Origin of the sequence: Desulfonatronospira thiodismutans ASO3-1 (assembly GCF_000174435.1) — a bacterium.
Classification (GTDB): domain Bacteria; phylum Desulfobacterota; class Desulfovibrionia; order Desulfovibrionales; family Desulfonatronovibrionaceae; genus Desulfonatronospira; species Desulfonatronospira thiodismutans.
In genome coordinates this window covers 833,282-850,895 of sequence record NZ_ACJN02000003.1, presented here as the reverse complement: position 1 = coordinate 850,895, position 17,614 = coordinate 833,282, and the positions used below count along the sequence as shown (strand labels likewise).

The 17,614-nt window shown below is 53.3% G+C and carries 15 protein-coding genes; 13 read left to right on the top strand and 2 right to left on the bottom strand.

The window, feature by feature from the left end; all coding sequences use genetic code 11:
* Positions 1–4: 4 nt before the first annotated feature.
* Together DTHIO_RS15795 and DTHIO_RS15790 are read right to left on the bottom strand one after the other, a co-directional pair.
* Complete coding sequence (locus DTHIO_RS15795; protein ID WP_008871263.1) at positions 5–1,471, bottom strand: Rne/Rng family ribonuclease; 1,467 nt, start codon at positions 1,469–1,471, stop codon at positions 5–7.
* A complete protein-coding gene (locus tag DTHIO_RS15790; protein ID WP_008871262.1) occupies positions 1,472–2,407 on the bottom strand; it encodes a radical SAM protein in 936 nt (311 codons plus the stop codon).
* Positions 2,408–2,705: 298 nt separating this feature from the next.
* Here DTHIO_RS15790 and DTHIO_RS15785 point away from each other — a divergent pair, with 298 nt between their 5' ends.
* The 13 genes from DTHIO_RS15785 to DTHIO_RS15720 all read left to right on the top strand — a co-directional run bounded on the left by DTHIO_RS15785 (position 2,706) and on the right by DTHIO_RS15720 (position 17,141).
* Positions 2,706–3,527, top strand: coding sequence for a tRNA (adenine-N1)-methyltransferase (locus tag DTHIO_RS15785; protein ID WP_008871261.1), 822 nt, complete (start codon positions 2,706–2,708; stop codon positions 3,525–3,527).
* Positions 3,521–4,267, top strand: a complete 747-nt coding sequence (locus tag DTHIO_RS15780; protein WP_008871260.1) for a YggS family pyridoxal phosphate-dependent enzyme — start codon at positions 3,521–3,523, stop codon at positions 4,265–4,267. The genes DTHIO_RS15785 and DTHIO_RS15780 overlap by 7 nt, the downstream gene beginning before the upstream one ends.
* 163 nt (positions 4,268–4,430) lie before the next feature.
* Complete coding sequence (locus tag DTHIO_RS15775) at positions 4,431–5,192, top strand: motility protein A (RefSeq protein WP_008871259.1); 762 nt, start codon at positions 4,431–4,433, stop codon at positions 5,190–5,192.
* Between the two features lie 4 nt (positions 5,193–5,196).
* The gene (locus DTHIO_RS15770) at positions 5,197–6,021 is read left to right on the top strand and encodes an OmpA/MotB family protein (RefSeq protein ID WP_008871258.1); all 825 of its coding nucleotides are present in this window, start codon (positions 5,197–5,199) and stop codon (positions 6,019–6,021) included.
* Between the two features lie 178 nt (positions 6,022–6,199).
* Entirely contained in the window at positions 6,200–6,925 is a 726-nt protein-coding gene (locus DTHIO_RS15765; protein WP_008871257.1) for an OmpA/MotB family protein, read from the top strand.
* Between the two features lie 124 nt (positions 6,926–7,049).
* Positions 7,050–7,553 carry a flagellar basal body-associated FliL family protein gene (locus tag DTHIO_RS15760; RefSeq protein WP_008871255.1) on the top strand — a complete coding sequence of 168 codons (504 nt, stop codon included), beginning with the start codon at positions 7,050–7,052 and terminating at the stop codon, positions 7,551–7,553.
* Positions 7,554–7,568: 15 nt separating this feature from the next.
* Positions 7,569–8,546: a flagellar motor switch protein FliM gene (fliM, locus tag DTHIO_RS15755; protein ID WP_008871254.1), complete on the top strand. Its 978-nt coding sequence runs from the start codon at positions 7,569–7,571 to the stop codon at positions 8,544–8,546.
* 15 nt (positions 8,547–8,561) lie between these two features.
* Positions 8,562–9,125: a flagellar motor switch protein FliN gene (gene fliN / locus DTHIO_RS15750; RefSeq protein WP_008871253.1), complete on the top strand. Its 564-nt coding sequence runs from the start codon at positions 8,562–8,564 to the stop codon at positions 9,123–9,125.
* Positions 9,118–9,468, top strand: coding sequence for a flagellar biosynthetic protein FliO (fliO, locus tag DTHIO_RS15745; protein WP_050775221.1), 351 nt, complete (start codon positions 9,118–9,120; stop codon positions 9,466–9,468). Before fliN ends, fliO begins: the two co-directional genes overlap by 8 nt.
* Positions 9,404–10,192 (top strand): flagellar type III secretion system pore protein FliP, encoded by a 789-nt coding sequence (fliP, locus tag DTHIO_RS15740; protein ID WP_085928978.1) that lies wholly within the window; start codon positions 9,404–9,406, stop codon positions 10,190–10,192. Before fliO ends, fliP begins: the two co-directional genes overlap by 65 nt.
* Before the next feature lie 335 nt (positions 10,193–10,527).
* The gene (gene fliQ, locus DTHIO_RS15730) at positions 10,528–10,797 is read left to right on the top strand and encodes a flagellar biosynthesis protein FliQ (protein WP_008871250.1); all 270 of its coding nucleotides are present in this window, start codon (positions 10,528–10,530) and stop codon (positions 10,795–10,797) included.
* Between the two features lie 134 nt (positions 10,798–10,931).
* Positions 10,932–12,719, top strand: coding sequence for an autotransporter assembly complex protein TamA (locus DTHIO_RS15725; RefSeq protein WP_008871249.1), 1,788 nt, complete (start codon positions 10,932–10,934; stop codon positions 12,717–12,719).
* 45 nt (positions 12,720–12,764) lie between these two features.
* On the top strand, positions 12,765–17,141 hold the full coding sequence (locus tag DTHIO_RS15720) for a translocation/assembly module TamB domain-containing protein (RefSeq protein WP_008871248.1): 4,377 nt from the start codon (positions 12,765–12,767) through the stop codon (positions 17,139–17,141).
* Positions 17,142–17,614 lie beyond the last annotated feature (473 nt).

The following is a 17,614-nucleotide window of genomic DNA, read 5'->3' as shown; positions in this document are numbered from 1 at the left end:
GCCTTCAGCCCTCCCTGGGTGTAATCAGGACCTGGTTGTCGAACTGCTGCTCCATGTGCACCAGTTTGTCCCGTTTGTGGTTCAAGAGATAAACGGCCAGATCCTGGTCCACCGGAAATTCCAGGGGGGAGGGGCAGCTTTTCCTGCGCAGCAGGCGGTAAATTTCCTTCTGGGCTTGCAGGGCCTGCCACTCCAGGTTGCGGATGGTTCCCGTACCCTGGCAGTGTCTGCAGCTTTCCATGATCACGGACAGGGCGGAAATACCCAGTCTCTGGCGTACCAGCTGGATCAGGCCGAATCTGGAAATGCGGCTTACATCAGTGCGGGCCTTGTCCGACTTGAGAGCGGCACGCAGAGCCTTCTCCACCTGGCTTATGTGTTTTTTGTCCCGCATTTCGATGAAGTCTATGACAATCTGGCCGCCCACGTCACGCAGCATGAGCTGCCTGGGGATGTTTTCAGCGGCTTCCAGATTGGTCTTGAAGGCCATTTCCCGGAAATCCTTTTCTCCGCCTATCTTTCCGGAATTGATGTCCACGGCCATGAGGGCTTCGGTCTGGTCGAAAACCAGGCGTCCTCCGCTGGGCAGCTCCACCTCCCTGGAAAAGATCTGGCTGATCTGCTTTTCCAGGTTGAAGCGTTCCATCAGGGTCTTTTCAGGGTCGCTGTGGATGCGGACCATTTTTTTACGCCTGGGAAATATCAGGTTTACAAACTCCTGTACCTGCTGGGCCACCTCTTCATTGTCCACCCAGATCTCGGATACATCTTCGGTGAGGTAATCCCGGGCGGCCCTGAAGGCCAGGTCTTTTTCCTCGTAAATAAGGGCAGGGGTTTTTTCGGCCACCCCTTTTTTGCGTACTTCCTTCCACAGGCGCTTTAAAAACTGCAGATCCCTGGACAAAGATGTCTTGTTCTGACCTTCGCTGACGGTGCGGACTATGACCCCCAGACCTTCGTCAAGCTTGAGCTCCTGCACGATTCCCTTGAGTCTTTCCCTTTCCTTTTCGTCCTCGATTTTTCTGGAGATGCCCAGCTGTTCGCGGCCAGGGGTAAGCACGAAATAACGCCCGGGCAGGGAAAGATATGTGGTTAGAAAAGCGCCCTTGTTGCCGGTGGGTTCCTTGACCACCTGGACCAGAAGTTCCTGTCCGGGCTTTAAGACCTTCTGCAGGGGAGGGTACTTATGGCCTTTGCCCGGCTTTACTTCCGCCTGGTAGTATTCGGGGTGAACCTCGTCCACCTGCAAAAAGCCGTTCTTGCCTGTTCCGTAGTTGATGAACGCAGCCTGCAGGGCCTGGTCAATATTGTGAATTTTGCCCTTGTAGATATTGCCCTTGGTCTTGATCTGCCCCAGCATCTCCACGTAGTATTCCTGGATCACCCCGTCCAGGGCCAGGACCAGTTCGATCTGCTCCCCGGGCAGAACGCTTAAAAACATCTTTCTTTTTCTTTTCTGGGCATTGCTCATTTAAAATTCCTTTAAGGTGTAAAATTTTTCTTTCCTGTGCCCCAGGGCACGGACTTTTTGTTCCTGGACCAGCTCATCAAGCATGGCAGATGTTTCTTCCGGGGCGGTCCCCAGTGCGCTGCAGAGCTGTTCCAGGGTCTGGGGCCGGCGGCGGATGGAATCCATTATGGTGGAAACGCTTGCAGCTCTGCCCCTGGTGCCGGGCCCTGTGCCCGTTTCCGCCCCTGTCAAAGGGGTATGCAGGGCTTTTTGCCATCTGTGCAGGGTCTCATGATCCGGTGTTTTGAGCTGCATGTGTGCTCCGGGCCTGCTCATTACCGACAGGTCCACCCGTTCATGGTCCAGGTTTTTTAAAAAAACGGTGATTTTTTCCATGTTTTCCCGGGAATCGTTTATCCCCGGGACCAGAAGGATCTCCAGCAGGACCCTTCCTGAAAATTCTTTGCAGAAAGCTTCAAGTCCCCTGGCGATTTCCTGGATGTCCAGGCCGGCACAGGGCCGATTGAGGCGTATAAACTCCTCCTGGACCAATGTGTCCAGAGAGGGTAAAACAACATCTGCATTCCTTAGTTCCTTTCGTACCTGAGGGTCCCCCAGAAGTGAGGAATTAGTCAGGACTGCCAGGGGAATGTCCGGCTCGATTTTTTTTATGTCCCGGATGATTTTGCCCAGCTGCAGATTCAGGCAGGGTTCGCCCTCTCCCCCCAGGGTTATATGATCCGGCTTATCCCCCTGGTTGTCATTCAGCCACTTTTCCAGTTCGGCCAGGATTATCCCGGAATCTGCATACTCCCGCCTGACAATGGTTTTTTGCGTGGTTGGGCCTGATTCGCAGTACAGGCAGTCGAATGAGCATATCCTGTCCCCCAGCAGGTCAATGCCCAGGGACCTGCCCAGCCTGGAGGACATGACCGGTCCAAACAGGTAATCAGCCATGTGAGATCAGGTCTCCTGTGGATGTTCGGCCCGAATCTGCAGTCTTGAGATCATATATAAAACAGGGCATAATGGATTCTGTGGATTGAGGGATTAATGGATAATGGGTTCTGGTTCGATCCTGATTCTGGTCCCGGCAAAAGCATTCCCCTGGTGAATCATTACAGAGGATGGATCCCTGTTTGCTCAAGCCTGTTATATTTTGCCAGAAAACATGTGCCGCCCGAGAATTCTGGTTTAAAGCCTGCAAAAGAATATTTCAATAATCGCTGATCCAAGTCAACCCGGAGGATAATTAATGATTGAACCAGGACAACTGGTAATGCTGGTCAGCCCCAAGGGCAAGCGTTACTTTCGCGTGTTGCAGACAGAAGATGTCCTTAACACCAATGACGGCCAGCTTCAAATGCAAAATGTCGTGCACCAGGGATACGGGGCAGTGGTGCATACGCACTTAGGCAGGGCATATACCGTGCTCAAGCCCACCCTGTACGATCTGATCAAATCGGTCAAGCGCCGTACCCAGATAATATATCCCAAGGATATCGGATATATTATCATCAAGCTGGGCATCGGCCCAGGATGCAGGGTTATAGAGGCGGGGTGCGGATCAGGGGCTCTTACTACGGCCCTGGCCTGGTTTGTCGGGGACGCCGGGCGGGTTTATTCTTTTGAGCGAAGGCAGGAGTTTGCCTCCCTGTGCAGGGAAAACCTGGAAAAAATAGGACTGGAGTCAAGGGTACAGATCGCAGACGGCGATATCGAGCAGGGATTCGGCATTGAAAAGGCTGATGCTCTTTTTCTGGACGTGCGCACCCCCTGGGAGTACCTGGAGCATATCCCCGGGGCCTTGATTCCCGGTGCTCCGGTGGGTTTTCTGCTGCCTACGGTGAATCAGGTGAGCAGCCTTCTGTCAGCCATGCAGGATGGCTCCTTCAGCTCAGTGGAGGTGCTGGAAATTCTGGTCAGGAGATACAAGCCGGTGCCTGAGCGTTTAAGGCCCGAAGACCGCATGGTTGCGCATACAGGATACCTGATCTTTGCCAGGCTGGGGGCTCCGGGACAGGATGACACAGAGCCGGGTGAGTTTACTTTTCATCAGGAGAAAGAAATATGTTGAGCCGGGATTTACCTGTGGAGGAAGCCAGGCAGCAAATGGCAGACAACCTGGACAAAGTCAGGAAAAAAATTGAAATGGCCCTGCAAAAAAGTGCTGATCCGGCAAGGGAAGTGACCCTGGTGGCTGTTTCCAAAAGACAGCCCCTGGACAGGATCCGGGCCCTGGCAGCAGCCGGGCAGGTACATTTCGGGGAGAACTATGTCCAGGAAGGACTGGAAAAGATCAAAGACCTTGAAAATCTGGAAATAAAATGGCACTTTACAGGTAGCCTGCAGAGCAACAAGGCCAGGTTCATTCCTGGACATTTTTCCCTGGTGCATTCTCTGGATTCCGTAAAACTGGCGCGGGCCTTGCAAAAAAAGGCTGCAGAGCTGGGGATTGTCCAGCCGGTGCTCATCCAGGTCAACCTGGCCGGAGAAGTGCAAAAAGCCGGTGTAGATCCGGACCATGTACCGGAACTTATCCAAGAGACCGGACGGATGGATCACCTGGATGTTCAGGGGCTTATGCTCATGCCCCCCCTGGCGGATGACCCTGAAGAATCCAGGCCCTATTTTACAGGACTGAGAAAGATGCGGGACACTCTGGAGCAGGAAACAGGCAGAAGGCTTCCCCATCTGTCCATGGGCATGTCCCAGGATTTTGTCCAGGCGGTGGAAGAGGGGGCCACCCTGGTGCGGGTAGGCAGCCTGCTTCTTGGACCAAGACCCGGGTGCACCTTCAATGCTTACGCGGGATAAACATTAAACAAAATACGGCCCTGGGCCGATAAACCTTGCAGGAGAACTTTAATCACCTGTATCTTTTTTTGTTTACCAGGTTCAACCAGATCTGGGCCAAAGAATATGGCAGTATTTATTTCACCCGGAAAAGGGCTAAAACGACAATAATAACAGGGTCCTCATGGATATTTCCACTGTACTCGGCATAGTCATCGCGTTCGGCCTGTTCGCTACTTCCATCACCCTGGGCGGAAGTCCGGCTGTTTTTATCAATTTTCCGGCGGCTCTTATAGTACTGGGGGGGACCATAGGTGCAACCATGGTCAACTATCCCCTGGGACATGTGCTGGGACTGGTGGGTGTGATAAAGCACGCTTTCATGAAAAAAGTCGAAGACCCTGCGTCTATAACCGAGCAGTTCATACAATACGCCAACAAGGCCCGCAGGGAAGGGATCCTCTCCCTGGAGCCGGTGATCAAGGAAGTTGACGACCCTTATCTCAAGAAAGGACTGCAGCTCACTGTGGATGGAATGGAACCCCAGACCATCCAGGAGATCATGGAGACCGAGATATCACATATTGAGGACAGGCATCAGACCGGGGCGGACATACTGGGGGCCATGGGGGCCTTTGCCCCGGCCATGGGCATGATCGGGACAATTATCGGACTGGTGCTCATGCTGCAGGACCTGGACGACCCGGCTGCCATCGGTCCGGCCATGGCCATTGCTTTGATTACGACATTTTACGGCGTAATTCTGGCCAATGTCCTTTTTGTCCCCATGTCCGGCAAATTAAAGACCAGGAGCAAGGAAGAAATACTTGTCAAGGAAATGATGCTTGAAGGCATCCTGTGTATATCCAAAGGTGAAAACCCAAGGATTATAGAAGAAAAGTTTAACAGTTACCTGCCGCCAAAAATAAGGCGCAGTTCGGATTAAAGATATGCCGCGTTCCAACAGGAAAAAAAAAGAAGAAGATGATGATGTGGAACCCTGGCTGCTTCCATTTCTGTCTTTGATGCTTCTTCTTCTTACTGTTTTTGTTCTGCTCATTACCTATGCTTCGTTTGAGGACCGGCGCAAGATCGAAATGGTCATGGGGGCCATCCAGGGTACATTCGGCAAGGGAATGGGCCCCGGCAAAGTGGATGTCCTGGATCTTATGGAGATCGAGGGAGCTTTGGAGCCCGGGCCATTCGATGAAGACGTCGGGGATTTGAAGCAGTTGATGCCCCTTTTGTGGGATGACAAGCGAAAGGACCTTAATTTTCTGGAAAAAAGATTTGTGCAGATCTTTTCCATCAATACCGAGCTTCTTTATGAACCCGGCGAAACTGAGCTTTCCAGTGAGGGCATAGAGGTTCTGGACAAGGTGGTGCCGGTACTCAAGGATCTGGAATATCCTGTGCTGCTTGCCGGTCATACATCCCTGGTACGGGACGAGTTTGGAGCCGGATGGCAGGCCCTGAAGGATGACGTCATTATAAATCCTACATGGCGTCTGTCCCTGGACCGGGCCCTGAATGTCTACCGCTACATCATGGAGCAGGGGGTGGACCCGGAAATGGTCCGTCTGGAGGCATTCGGCGAGTTTCAGCCCAGGTACGGCACCCGTACCGAGGCCAACCGGCGGCAGAACCGCAGAGTGGAAATCGTCCTGGACAGGCGTAATCCTTCCTGGAAGCACCTGGAGGCTGAGGAAGCCGGGCGCAGGGTGCCTGATGATCCGGACGAGGTCGAATACAGGGATTTTATTTTTGATCTTTAACCCTACAGCGAAACTTATAAAATATCATATCGTATCTTAATTGGGGACAGTCCCGCACCTACTTGATTTCTCAGCAAGTTCCAGCGATTTCATGAAATCATTCCCAAGTAGGTGCGGGACAGTCCCCGGAGGTCAGTCATAAGTTTTGCTGTAGGGTTAAGGCTTACGGAGTATAAGGTTGGCCAGACGTAAATCCAAAAAGGGCGGCGCACCCAAGCCCATCTGGATGTTCACCTTTTCAGACCTGGTGACCGTCATGCTGACCTTTTTCGTCCTGGTCCTGAGCATGGCCTCCTTAGACCGGGAGTATGTACAGGAAATCGTGACAGTATTTCAGCAGGATACAGGTTTTCTGACTCCCAAGACAGCCGGTCGGCTTCCGGACGAATTCGTCATTATAGAGGATGTACTGGAGAATCCATGGGAGATTCTGGAGAAAGAGGACCGCATCAAGGACCTTCTTTTTCCTGAGGAAGAGCTTCCTCCGGAGATCAGTAAAAGTACCCTGGAGGAAAACCTGGAGATTTTGATGCGGCCGGAAGGAATAGCCCTGATGATGACCGGGGAGCTTTTGTTTCCGTTTGCCGAGACCCGTCTGCAGCCCCAGGCCAGACAGATTCTGGACCAGGTGATTCCTCTGGTCAAGGCCTGGCCGGCCCCGGTGAACGTGGCCGGGTATACGGACAATATCCCCGGAATCCATATGGATAATTACGAGTTTGCCGCGGAAAGGGCCATGGCTGTCATGGAGTATCTGCTCATAAATGATGTAAAGCAGCAAAGACTTTCTGTGTCTGCTTACGGCGAGCATTTCCCGGTGGGTGACAACGAGACCGAAGAGGGCAGGGCGCGCAACCGGCGGGTGGAGATTCTGCTGAAAAAGACCCCGGATACATATATGTGATGCGGGTTGCCATGCAGGGAAGCACGCAGGCGGGCATTCGTAAAAAGTCCAGGGTAAAAAAAAATCTGCTTCTTTACAACTTCTCAAACAATATACAGATTATAATGATTAAACGGAAAATCTTATGGCAGATAAAAAGAACGTAAATAATGTAGACGGCAAGGAAGAAAAGAAAAAGCGGCCTCTGTGGCTAAAGCTCATTCTTATTTTGCTCATCCTTGGAGTACTGGGTGCTGCCGGCTTTTTCGGCTACAATTACTTCATGGAGCAGCGGGACAGTGAACCGGATGACCCGGATGCCCCGGAGCAGGACGAAAGGCCCAGGGATACGGTCATGGTGGAGCTGGAACCCTTCGTGGTCAACCTGGCGGACCCCCTGGGGCGCAGATATCTGCGTACCACACTGGAGGTGGAGGCGGTGAACCGCAGTGCCGCCAATGAGCTGGAGGACCAGAGGCCCCAGGTCAGGGATGCCATCCTTCTTTTGCTGTCCAGCAAGACTTTTGAGGACCTGCGCACCATGGACAGGAAAATCAACCTGCGAAACGAGATCGTGGAGCGCATAAACCAGGTCATCGGCCAGAACAAGGTATATAAGGTTTATTTTACAGAGTTTGTGGTGCAGTGAGGCAGTGGATTATTTATGAACAAGATACTTGACCAGGGAGAAGTGGATGCCCTGCTGCAGGGGCTCACGGGCGGGGAAGTTGAGACTGAAACCGATGTGCCTGAAGAGGACTCCGGGGTAGTAACCTTTGATCTGTCCAATCAGGACCGCATAATCCGGGGCCGTATGCCGGTGCTGGAAATTATCAACGACCGCTTCGCCAGGCTGGCTACCAATACCATGGCCAATGCCATGCGCAAAAGGGTGGATTTCAACCCCATATCCATAGACATGTCCAAGTTCGGGGACTTCATGCGCTCCCTGCCGGTGCCCACCAGCATTAATATTTTCAAGATAGATCCTTTGCGCGGCAACGCTCTAATGATAATCGACACCAGGCTGGTATTCGCCCTGGTGGAAAATTTTTTCGGCGGGACAGGCTCGCAGCCCAAGATAGAGGGCCGGGACTTTACTCCCATTGAGCAAAGCATCGTGGTCAAGGTGTCCAAGATGCTGCTTTCCAACCTGGAAGACGCCTGGCGCCCTGTACATGAGGTAAACATCGAGCTCACCAGGTCCGAGGTCAATCCGCAGTTCGCCACCATAGTACCTCCAAGCGACGTGGTCGTGGTGGTGACCTTTGAGGTGGAACTGGAAAACGCCATAGGCTCCATGGTGGTCTGCCTGCCCTACGCCACCATAGAGCCCATACGCTCCAAGCTTTATGCCTCATACCAGTCTGAGCGTCTGGAAGTGGATCATGCCTGGCTCAGCCGTTTCAAGGAAAGACTGCTGGAAATCCCCGTGGACTTTAATGTAACCATGGGCAAAACTCAGATCACCGGAAGGCAGCTTCTGAACATGGAGGCAGGGGATATTCTGATGCTGGACACCGACCAGGAGGATCTGCTCAAGGCTTACGTGCAGGGTGTTTTAAAATTCCACGGAGTTCCGGGATTCACCAAGGGCAACAAGGCGTTTCAGGTGGTCCAGGAAGAGGAGACCAACTTTTAGAATCAAGGATTGATTATGAGCCCCAACAACAAAGAAGAAAACGATCAGGATAAACTGGCCGAAGAATGGGCCAAGGCCCTGGAAGAGCAGGAGGATGAACCTTCCGCTGACCAGGAAAAGGAAACCGCTCAGCAGCAGGAGGATGAGTCCTCTGAAATGTCCCAGGACGATCTGGCGGATGAATGGGCCAAAGCCCTGGCTTCTGAAGAAGAGGAAAGCTTCAAGGATGAGCAGAAGCAGAAGTCCCTGTCCTCTCAGAGCAAGGAGGCCCAGTTCAAAGACTTGACAGAGGATGCCAAAAAGAAGCCCGAAGGCACCAAGAGAGACCTGGATTTCATCCTGGACATTCCTTTGACGGTGACTGCCCAGTTAGGCGGCACCCAGCTTCTCATAAACGAGCTTCTCCAGCTTGGCCAGGGCTCGGTGATAGAGCTGAACAAGCTTGCCGGCGAGCCCATGGAGGTGCTGGTAAACGGGAAGCTGGTAGCCAGGGGGGAGGCCGTGGTCATCAATGAAAAGTTCGGAATCAGGCTTACAGACATCATAAGCCCTGTTGAAAGGATCAAGCAGCTTGGATAACGCAGTTGGAAATTCCATGGACATGGGCCTGGCCGGGATTAAAATGGCTGCAGCCCTGTTTCTTATTCTCGCCCTGATTTTTCTTTTGTATTACCTGCTGAAAAAATACGGCCATAAGGCCGGATTAGGCAGGTCAGGGTCGGAATATCTACAGACCAAGGCCGTAATGAGCCTGGGTCCCAGGAAAAATATCGTTGTGGTCCGTTTCTTGAATAAATACCTGGTACTGGGGGTCACCGACACCCAGATCAATCTGTTAAAAGAAATGGATGCGGACCATGAACAAGAACAAGATTTTTCCAAGGTGCTTAATCAGAAAAGCTCTGACCTGGACAGTACTTAGCCTGGCCTTTGTCTTGTGGCCTGTACTGGCGCAGGCCCAGGACCCAGTACTGCCTTCCCTGTCGCTGCAGCTTTCCGGAGAAGAGGCTCAGCCGGACAACATTGCTGTCGCCCTGGAAATACTTTTCCTGCTTACCATCCTGTCTGTGGCCCCGGCCATAGTTTTGACCATCACCTGCTTCACCCGCATTATCATCGTATTTTCCTTTATCAGGCACGCCATAGGCACCCAGCAGATGCCTCCAAACCAGGTGCTGGCGGCCCTGGCCATATTTCTCACCGTGGCCATCATGGCTCCCATCGGGTCGGAAATAAACCAGACTGCCCTGCAGCCCTATCTCAACGAAGAAATCGGCCATGAAGAGGCCCTGTCCAGGGCGGAGGGTCCCATGCGGGAGTTCATGTTCAAGCATACCCGGGAACGTGACCTTTCCGTATTTTACTCCATCACCGGGATGGAAAGGCCCGAAAGCCGAGAAGATGTGCCCACCATGCTGCTTATTCCGGCGTTTATGATCAGTGAGCTCAAGACGGCTTTTCAGATCGGATTTCTCATATATATACCCTTTTTGATCCTGGATATGGTGGTGGCCAGTATTCTTCTGTCCATGGGCATGATGATGCTGCCCCCGGTGATGATTTCCATGCCTTTCAAGGTCTTGCTGTTCATCATGGTGGACGGCTGGAACCTGCTGGTGGGGTCGCTGGTCAACAGCTTCGTCTGACGGCTTATTATGGGATTGGGGGATTGAGGAATTCAGGATTGAGGGATTGGGGGATTGAGGAATTCAGGATTGAGGGATTGGGGGATTGAGGAATTCAGGATTGAGGGATTGGGGGATCAGGGGATTCGGGGGTTGAGTGGTATGGATCATTATCTTGGTGAACAGTTATCTGAGCTATATAAAAAACTGCATGATTTCAAGTGGATGTGTCTTAAGTATATATGGACATTTGAGATATTGAAAAGTGCGGCAAATTAAGAGTGTTACGCGATAGTATCTGATCGTCCAGAGTTATAAACAAAAAAGAATTTCTAACCCGACATGGAGTCAGCATTATGACACCCGAGTTTGTAGTAGGTTTTGCCAGGCACGCCATCGAGACCACTTTGATGATTTCCCTGCCCATGCTGGGCATCGGCATGATAGTGGGCATAACCATAAGTATCCTGCAGGCCGCCACCCAGATCCAGGAAATGACCCTGACCATTGTCCCCAAAATTATTGCCATATTTCTGGCTCTTCTGTTTTCCTTTCCCTGGATAATGGAAAAGATGGTCACCTTCACCACTGACCTGTTCAATAATATACCCAATTATATCGGATAGCCCGGTTGTGTCCTGGATGGACATGGACCTTCCGGGCGATTCTGTTGAGCAGTAAGTGAAAACAGTCACCAATATTTTTGGGTTCAGGTCGACAAGTCCTTGCCCCGGCAAGTGTTCTTGAATATTATCCCCCCATGACAACCAAGATCTCCATCCTTTTTTTTCTGGCTTTGCTTCTGTACGGCCTGCAGGGCTATGCCTCCGCGGACCAGCAGGAGCAGGACCCGGCAGCGACCTCATATGAGACCGAGTTCCGCGGGGACATTGATTCGCGCATGCGCCAGATACTAAACCAGGTATCGGATACCGTCGCCCTTAAAGAACGGCCGCTGGTGAGCGTTTCTCAGTTAAAAAGAAGAGTCAGGGACGACATCCCGGAGTTTGTCGGAGCTCTTCGGTCCTTTGGATATTACGCCCCGGACATCACCTACACCATCCATGAAGATGAGACCCCTGTGCGTGTAGTGTTTGAGGTCAACCAGGGCCCGGAATTTCTCATTGAAGATGTGGAGATCATTCCCAAGGACTCCGACTGGGAAGGGGAAGTGCCCGACCCTGAAGTGCTCGGCCTGTACAAGGGTGAAAGGATCCGGTCTTCCACGGTCAAGGAGTCCACACGAAAGCTGGACAGCTATTTAAAGGCCCGGGGCCATCCTTTTCCCAGGACCCGGGTCCAGGAGGTGGTCATTGATCATGCAGATAACAGCGCAATCGTATATCTGGCCTTCGATCCCGGTCCCCGGGCCGGTTTCGGGGACATGGAAATAGTCGGCCTGGAACGGGTGCAGGAGGAAGTGGTCCTGGAAAGGGTCCCCTGGGAAACAGGAGATGAATTCAGAGCGCCGCAAATGGAGGGTCTGCGCCGGGATCTTATGGCCACCGGCCTTTTTTCCGTGGTGGAGGTGAACCATGGATATGAACTGGATGAAGAAGACCTGCTGCCCATGCAGGTGCGTGTGCGTGAGAGGTCTCCCAGGACCTTCAGGGCCGGTATTGGGTACCAGTCGGACATAGGACCGGAACTGCGCCTGGGATGGGTACATAGAAACCTCAGGGGCAAAGGGGAGACACTGGAAGCGGATCTGCAGCTTTCGGATGTGGAGCGCTTTCTGGGCGGAAGCTATACCATTCCCAGCTTCATGCGCCCGGATCAGCGCCTCATCCTCAAATCAGGCTACAGGGAAGAATACCAGGACGCCTATGATGCCACCAGCATATCCGCCACAGGCACCGTGGACCGCGATTTGACCCGTGAATTATCCGTGGGCGCTGGAGCAGGCTACAGACTGGCCCAGGTTGAACAGATGGGAGAGAAAACAGACCTGGGGCTTCTTTTTTTCCCGGGCAACCTCCTGTATGATGCCCGTGACAATGAACTGGACCCTTCCCAGGGCCTGCGCTTCAACCTCAGGCTTACTCCTTTTCTGGACACCATGGATCTGGAAACCAGGTTTCTCAAGACTTATGCCAGCCTGAGCAATTACCTGGAGCTCTGGCCTCAAAGGATCGTTCTGGCCAACAGGGTGGCCTACGGGGCCATCGGGGCGGAAGACAAAAGAAAAGTGCCTCCGGACGAGCGGTTTTATGCCGGAGGCGGAGGCTCCATCCGGGGATACGCCTACCAGAAGGTGGGGCCCATGGAGGATGGTGATCCCATAGGGGGGCTGGCCCTGGCCGAGGTCAATACGGAGCTGCGGTTCAAGCTCAGCCGCAACTCAGGTCTGGTGATGTTTCTGGATGGCGGACAGGCCTACGAGGATTCATACCCGGATTTTTCTGAAAATCTCAGGTGGGGAACAGGTATCGGCTACCGCTATTATACAGATTTCGGCCCCTTAAGGGCTGACATTGCCTTTCCCCTGAACCGCAGAAGCAAGGACTCGGCATATCAGCTTTATTTGAGCATCGGGCAGGCTTTTTAAGATGTCAGATGTCAAAGATCAGAGATCAGAGGTGCATCATTTAAGATGAAAAGATATATAAAACGTGGAATTATTGCCCTGGGCATCCTGCTGGTGCTGCTGGTGCTCCTTGTGGGGGCGGCCCTGGCCTGGCTGCAGACAGATTCCGGGCAGAAGCATCTGGAGTCCACCCTGAACCGGGTCCTGGTCTGGGAAGACGGCCGGGTCGAGATAAGCGGTATCTCGGGCAGAATTCCTTTCAACTTCGAGGTCCAGAGCATAGAAATACACGATAAAGACGGTGTCTGGCTGGAATTGCAGGATTCAGGGCTTGACTGGTCTTTGGGGGATCTTTTTCAGGGGCGGATAGTGGTGAGAAAACTCGGAGCCGCGGCCCTTTACATGTCCAGAGCTCCGCACACTGAGCCCATGGAAGAACCTGAAGTGCCTGATGAACTTAAAAAGAAGCTTGAATGGAAATGGCCGTTGCCGCCTCTTATCGTGGAAAGCCTGTATCTGGACAGAGCGCGCATGGGTGAAGAGGTCCTGGGGGAAGAAGCAGAGTTCTTTATGCAGGGGGCGCTGTCGGCGTATCAGACAGGATTTGCCGTGGACGGCCTGAATATCAGCCGGCTGGACAAAGATGAAACCAGCCTGGATATGTCCATGGATTTTTCTCACAATTCCCATGAGCTGGAGTTGTACCTGCGTTTTTTCGATTCGGCCACACTGCCTGCACTCGTTCCTGCAGAAGATATGCCCGACAGCCTGGAGCTTGTCCTGGAAGGCACGGGACCTGTCCAGGACTGGCCGGGCAGCTTGACGGTCAGGGGCGGAGATCTTCTGGACCTGGCCATGGACATGAATATGAAGCTCCTGGAGGAGAGCCTGGAGTTTTCGGCCGATGCAGAAGCTTCCATAAGCCCGGCAATAGCTCCCGAGCCCCTGGATTTTTACTTAGGCCACCCCCTGCATCTGAAAACGCAACTGAGCATGGATTATGCTGAAAACCTGTTGAGCCTGCAGAGCCTGCACCTGGACTCGGAGCAGTTCAGTCTTGACTCCCGGGCCGAGCTTGTCCTGGATGAAATGTTTATGCAGGGCAGCGCTGAGATGCTGGTACAAGATTTAAATCCTCTACTGGATAAGGCACAGTTTGCTTCCACCAGTCCTGCAGAGCTCGAAGCAGAGTTTCATGGGCCGGTCACCTCTCCGGGAGGCCAGGTGAACCTCTGGCTGGAGGAACTCAAGGGGCATGACCTGGATCTGGCAAGTCTTCACCTGCAGGCGGATCTGGAATATCCCGGTGAAGTAAACGGCACCACGGCCCTGGCCCGGGGCAGGGTAATGCTCCAGGGGCTGGGGTATGAACATTATCCGCAGCTTCCCGGCGAAATGGAAATCGGTTTTGATGTGGATTACGCCGACAGCGGCCTGGTGGATTTTAAGGAGCTAAGGCTTGTCTCCCGGAATCTGGAAGCCCTTGCCCGGGGCCGGATTGACCTTGATGATCTAAATTTCGAGGCTGCACTGGAAAGCAAAATCTCTGCCCTGGAAAATCTCATGCCCGAGGAAGCTGCGGACCTGGAGCTTGCAGGTTCTCTAAACTTCAAGGCCGATACTCACGGAAATATTGCAGAGGAGACCTACAACCTGCAGTTGTCCCTTTCCGGTGAAGAGTTCAGCTCCGGGCAGGACCTTCTTGATGCTCTCGTGGGTGACAAGCCGGGCCTGAGAGCTGCAGCATCCATGTCTGAACCTTACATCCTTGAGCTTGAAGAACTGGAGCTCATCACCAAGGAGGCCGAGTTTTTTTCATCCGGGCTGGTGGACCTGAAAAAAATGGATATGGACATTGAGGCCGGCCTGGACATGGCCAGCCTGGAGTTTCTGGGAGCGACCCTGGACCGGGAGACGGGCGGCAGCCTGTCTGCAAGGGCCACGGCCAGGGGCGGCCCCGAGGAGCTCGAACTGAATCTGGATGCCGGTCTTGACGGGGTTAAGCCTGGTGCGGACCTGGATCTCATGGATATCCAGGCTTCCGTGGATTCGGTTTATACCCGGGAGAGTTTTTCGGGAAAAGTCCAGGCCTCACTGGATTCAGAGCAGGGGAGTGTGGAGCTTGGCTCCGACTTTGAGCTGGTTGAAAAAAATCTCAAGGTGGCCAACCTGTTTCTATCCGGATTTGATTCCAGCGTGCGCGGGGACCTGGATCTGGATCTGGATACTTTTCTGGCTCAAGGTGCGCTGGACGTGGATGTCCCGGAACTGTCCGCCTTCGCCGGGCTGGCCGGCCTGGAAATCTACGGCGATCTTCAAGGCAGTGTTTTCCTGGACAAAACCCGGGACAGGCAGGACGCGACCCTGGATTTTCAGGCCATGGACCTGTTGGTTGACAGCATGAGCGTTGTCTACCTGGAGCTTGCAGGGCAGGGACAGGACCTTTTTGCCGACAGGAACTACAATATCGAGCTGAACCTGGCCGGCCTGGACCTGGGTGAGGCATATCTCAGCTCATGGGAGACTGAAGTGCAGGGGCAGGATACGGACTTAGGCCTTGTCACCAGTCTGGAGGGCCGGGCTGTGTATCCTTTGGAGCTCAAGGCTGATGCCTCATACTCCTTAGACAGGGGGGATCATTTGATAGACCTGGATGTGCTGCAGGGCATTTATGCCTTTGAAGATTTCTCCCTTTTAAAGCCCTTTCAGGTAAAGGTGGGGGATGAAGAAATAAACATAAGTCCGGGTGAGCTGGCCTGGGGAGACGGCCGGCTGGAATTTCACGGCGGCCTTAATTCTGAAGAAGTGTTTTTTGAGGCAGAGCTGCATGATATTTTACTGAGCCAGCTTCCCCTGGAGGCCTTCGAAGTTGTTGAGGGCCGGCTGACCGGTGATTTCAAGGTGCATGGAGATCCTGCCGGGCCGGTGGTCACAGCAGGGGTCGGGCTAAGCGAGCTTCGATCAAGGCACCCGGATATGGAAGATATGCCCCGTCTGGACGTGAATGCGGACCTGCTTGTGGAAGACGGTGCAGTGCAGCTCAAAGCCGCTTTGTTTCAGGGCCCTGATGAACTTCTCGGTCTGGAGCTTGGCCTCCCTGCTGTCTTTTCCCTTGAACCGGCGGTATTTGAACTGCAGGATCCGGCTGTCCTGCAGGGCAGGCTGGTTTCCGATGTTGAACTGGCCAAGGTGGCTCCCCTTTTCCTGCCGCCGGAGCTTACCCTTTCAGGTATTTTACAGTCAGGGGTGGATATATCCGGAACACTGCATGAGCCTGAGCTGGACGGAAAAATAGAACTGGATGACGGCGTTTTTGAGCATACAGTGGCCGGGGTTTACTTAAAGGATATCAATGCGCTGATCCGGGGCAGAAACGACCAGGTAGTCCTGGAAGAGCTTGCAGCAAGTGATGGTGAGGCGGGCAGGATCAGGGGCAGTGGCAGTCTTGGTCTGGATCCGGAAATGGAAATGCCCTGGGATTTCGATCTGCAGATTGAGAATACCAATATTTTGAGACATCCGCTGGCTGTAGTCAATATAACTTCCTGCGACCTGGAGCTTTCCGGGGATATGACCCGGGCTTCAGTAAAGGGGTCCTTGACCTTTGGAAGCATAGACGCGCGCCTGCCTCCGGGGTCCCCACCAGGCGTGGTGCACATTGATGTAACGGAAAAGAACAAGCCTCCAAGTGATCTGCCTCCCCCGCCCAGGCAGATGGATCTGGAAGACTATCCAGTGGATCTGGACCTGGAGCTCAATTTTCCAGCCCGTGTATATGTGCGAGGGCGGGGCCTTGACTCTGAATGGGCCGGACACCTCTATATTGACGGCAAGGCCCATGAACCAAGGATACGCGGGGAGCTGAGCCCTGTAAGAGGCCGCTTTACATTCCTTGACCGCAGGTTCGATCTGGACCGTGATTCCCAGGTTTATCTTGATGGGGCATATCCCCCGGACCCCACCCTGGATATGAGGGCGCACTACCGCCAGAGGGACAGGAATATAACTGTGCGTATTCACGGCCGCGCCCTGAACCCGGATCTGGACCTGGAGTCAGATCCGCCCATGCATGAGGACGAAATCCTGGCCTGGATTCTTTTCGGACGGGACCTCTCAGATCTTACCCCCTTTCAGGCGCTGACCCTTTTGAATGCCGTACGTACTCTGGCAACAGGGGAGGCCGGTCCGGGAGTCATGGACCAGGTGCGGTCCCTGGTGGGAGTGGATGACATCCAGGTCACCAGGGACGATGAAGGAGAACTGCAGTTCGGCCTGGGCAGATATGTGCATGAAAGGGTTTACATGCAGGTCAAGAAGGGGACAGCTCCGGGGTCTGACGAAGTGGCGGTGGAGGTTGAGCTTACCCCGAGGATATCCCTGGAAGGAAGTGTGGAGGCCGATGCCGACGGCGGGGTGTTTCTCTTCTGGAAGCGCGACTACTGAACACTTAAGCAAAACATTGCGATGACACGGACGGTCCTCTTCCAGGAGACGACTTTAAAATCTGTTTTTCCCAGCGCGGATGACAAGGCCGGACAGCCGTGCTCAGACGGGTTGCGGGCAGAAAGCAAAGAGCTGGAAAGGTGCTTTGAAGGTCATACATCTGATTTTCGACTTTTTGCAGTCATATCTGCAAGGGCAAGAAAACACTCTATCATGACGGTCATGAAGATCATGAAGTCAGGAAAAAACAGCAATTTTCCGCCACAATAATGCTTTTACCGGTGACGGCACCGAAAGTATCGGGGGCTTTGCACATGGCCTGGTCTATCGATACTGATTTCGTCCCGACCCCGATGTCAGGCTGGTGCAGTCCGGCGCACTGGAGTGTATGCAAATGACACTGTTGTCACAAAGTATACCGCATCAACATGTTTTTTGTGTATCTGCTATCAATACAAAAATAGTTGTGAATA

Excerpts from the sequence above, each read along its gene's own strand:
- DTHIO_RS15770 (WP_008871258.1), top strand. The coding sequence starts at position 5,197 with ATGCCGCGTTCCAACAGGAAAAAAAAAGAAGAAGATGATGATGTGGAA.
- DTHIO_RS15785 (WP_008871261.1), top strand. The coding sequence starts at position 2,706 with ATGATTGAACCAGGACAACTGGTAATGCTGGTCAGCCCCAAGGGCAAG.
- fliN (WP_008871253.1), top strand. The coding sequence starts at position 8,562 with ATGAGCCCCAACAACAAAGAAGAAAACGATCAGGATAAACTGGCCGAA.
- DTHIO_RS15780 (WP_008871260.1), top strand. The coding sequence starts at position 3,521 with ATGTTGAGCCGGGATTTACCTGTGGAGGAAGCCAGGCAGCAAATGGCA.
- DTHIO_RS15725 (WP_008871249.1), top strand. The coding sequence starts at position 10,932 with ATGACAACCAAGATCTCCATCCTTTTTTTTCTGGCTTTGCTTCTGTAC.
- DTHIO_RS15775 (WP_008871259.1), top strand. The coding sequence starts at position 4,431 with ATGGATATTTCCACTGTACTCGGCATAGTCATCGCGTTCGGCCTGTTC.
- fliM (WP_008871254.1), top strand. The coding sequence starts at position 7,569 with ATGAACAAGATACTTGACCAGGGAGAAGTGGATGCCCTGCTGCAGGGG.
- fliQ (WP_008871250.1), top strand. The coding sequence starts at position 10,528 with ATGACACCCGAGTTTGTAGTAGGTTTTGCCAGGCACGCCATCGAGACC.
- DTHIO_RS15790 (WP_008871262.1), bottom strand. The coding sequence starts at position 2,407 with ATGGCTGATTACCTGTTTGGACCGGTCATGTCCTCCAGGCTGGGCAGG.
- DTHIO_RS15720 (WP_008871248.1), top strand. The coding sequence starts at position 12,765 with ATGAAAAGATATATAAAACGTGGAATTATTGCCCTGGGCATCCTGCTG.
- DTHIO_RS15760 (WP_008871255.1), top strand. The coding sequence starts at position 7,050 with ATGGCAGATAAAAAGAACGTAAATAATGTAGACGGCAAGGAAGAAAAG.
- fliP (WP_085928978.1), top strand. The coding sequence starts at position 9,404 with ATGAACAAGAACAAGATTTTTCCAAGGTGCTTAATCAGAAAAGCTCTG.
- DTHIO_RS15795 (WP_008871263.1), bottom strand. The coding sequence starts at position 1,471 with ATGAGCAATGCCCAGAAAAGAAAAAGAAAGATGTTTTTAAGCGTTCTG.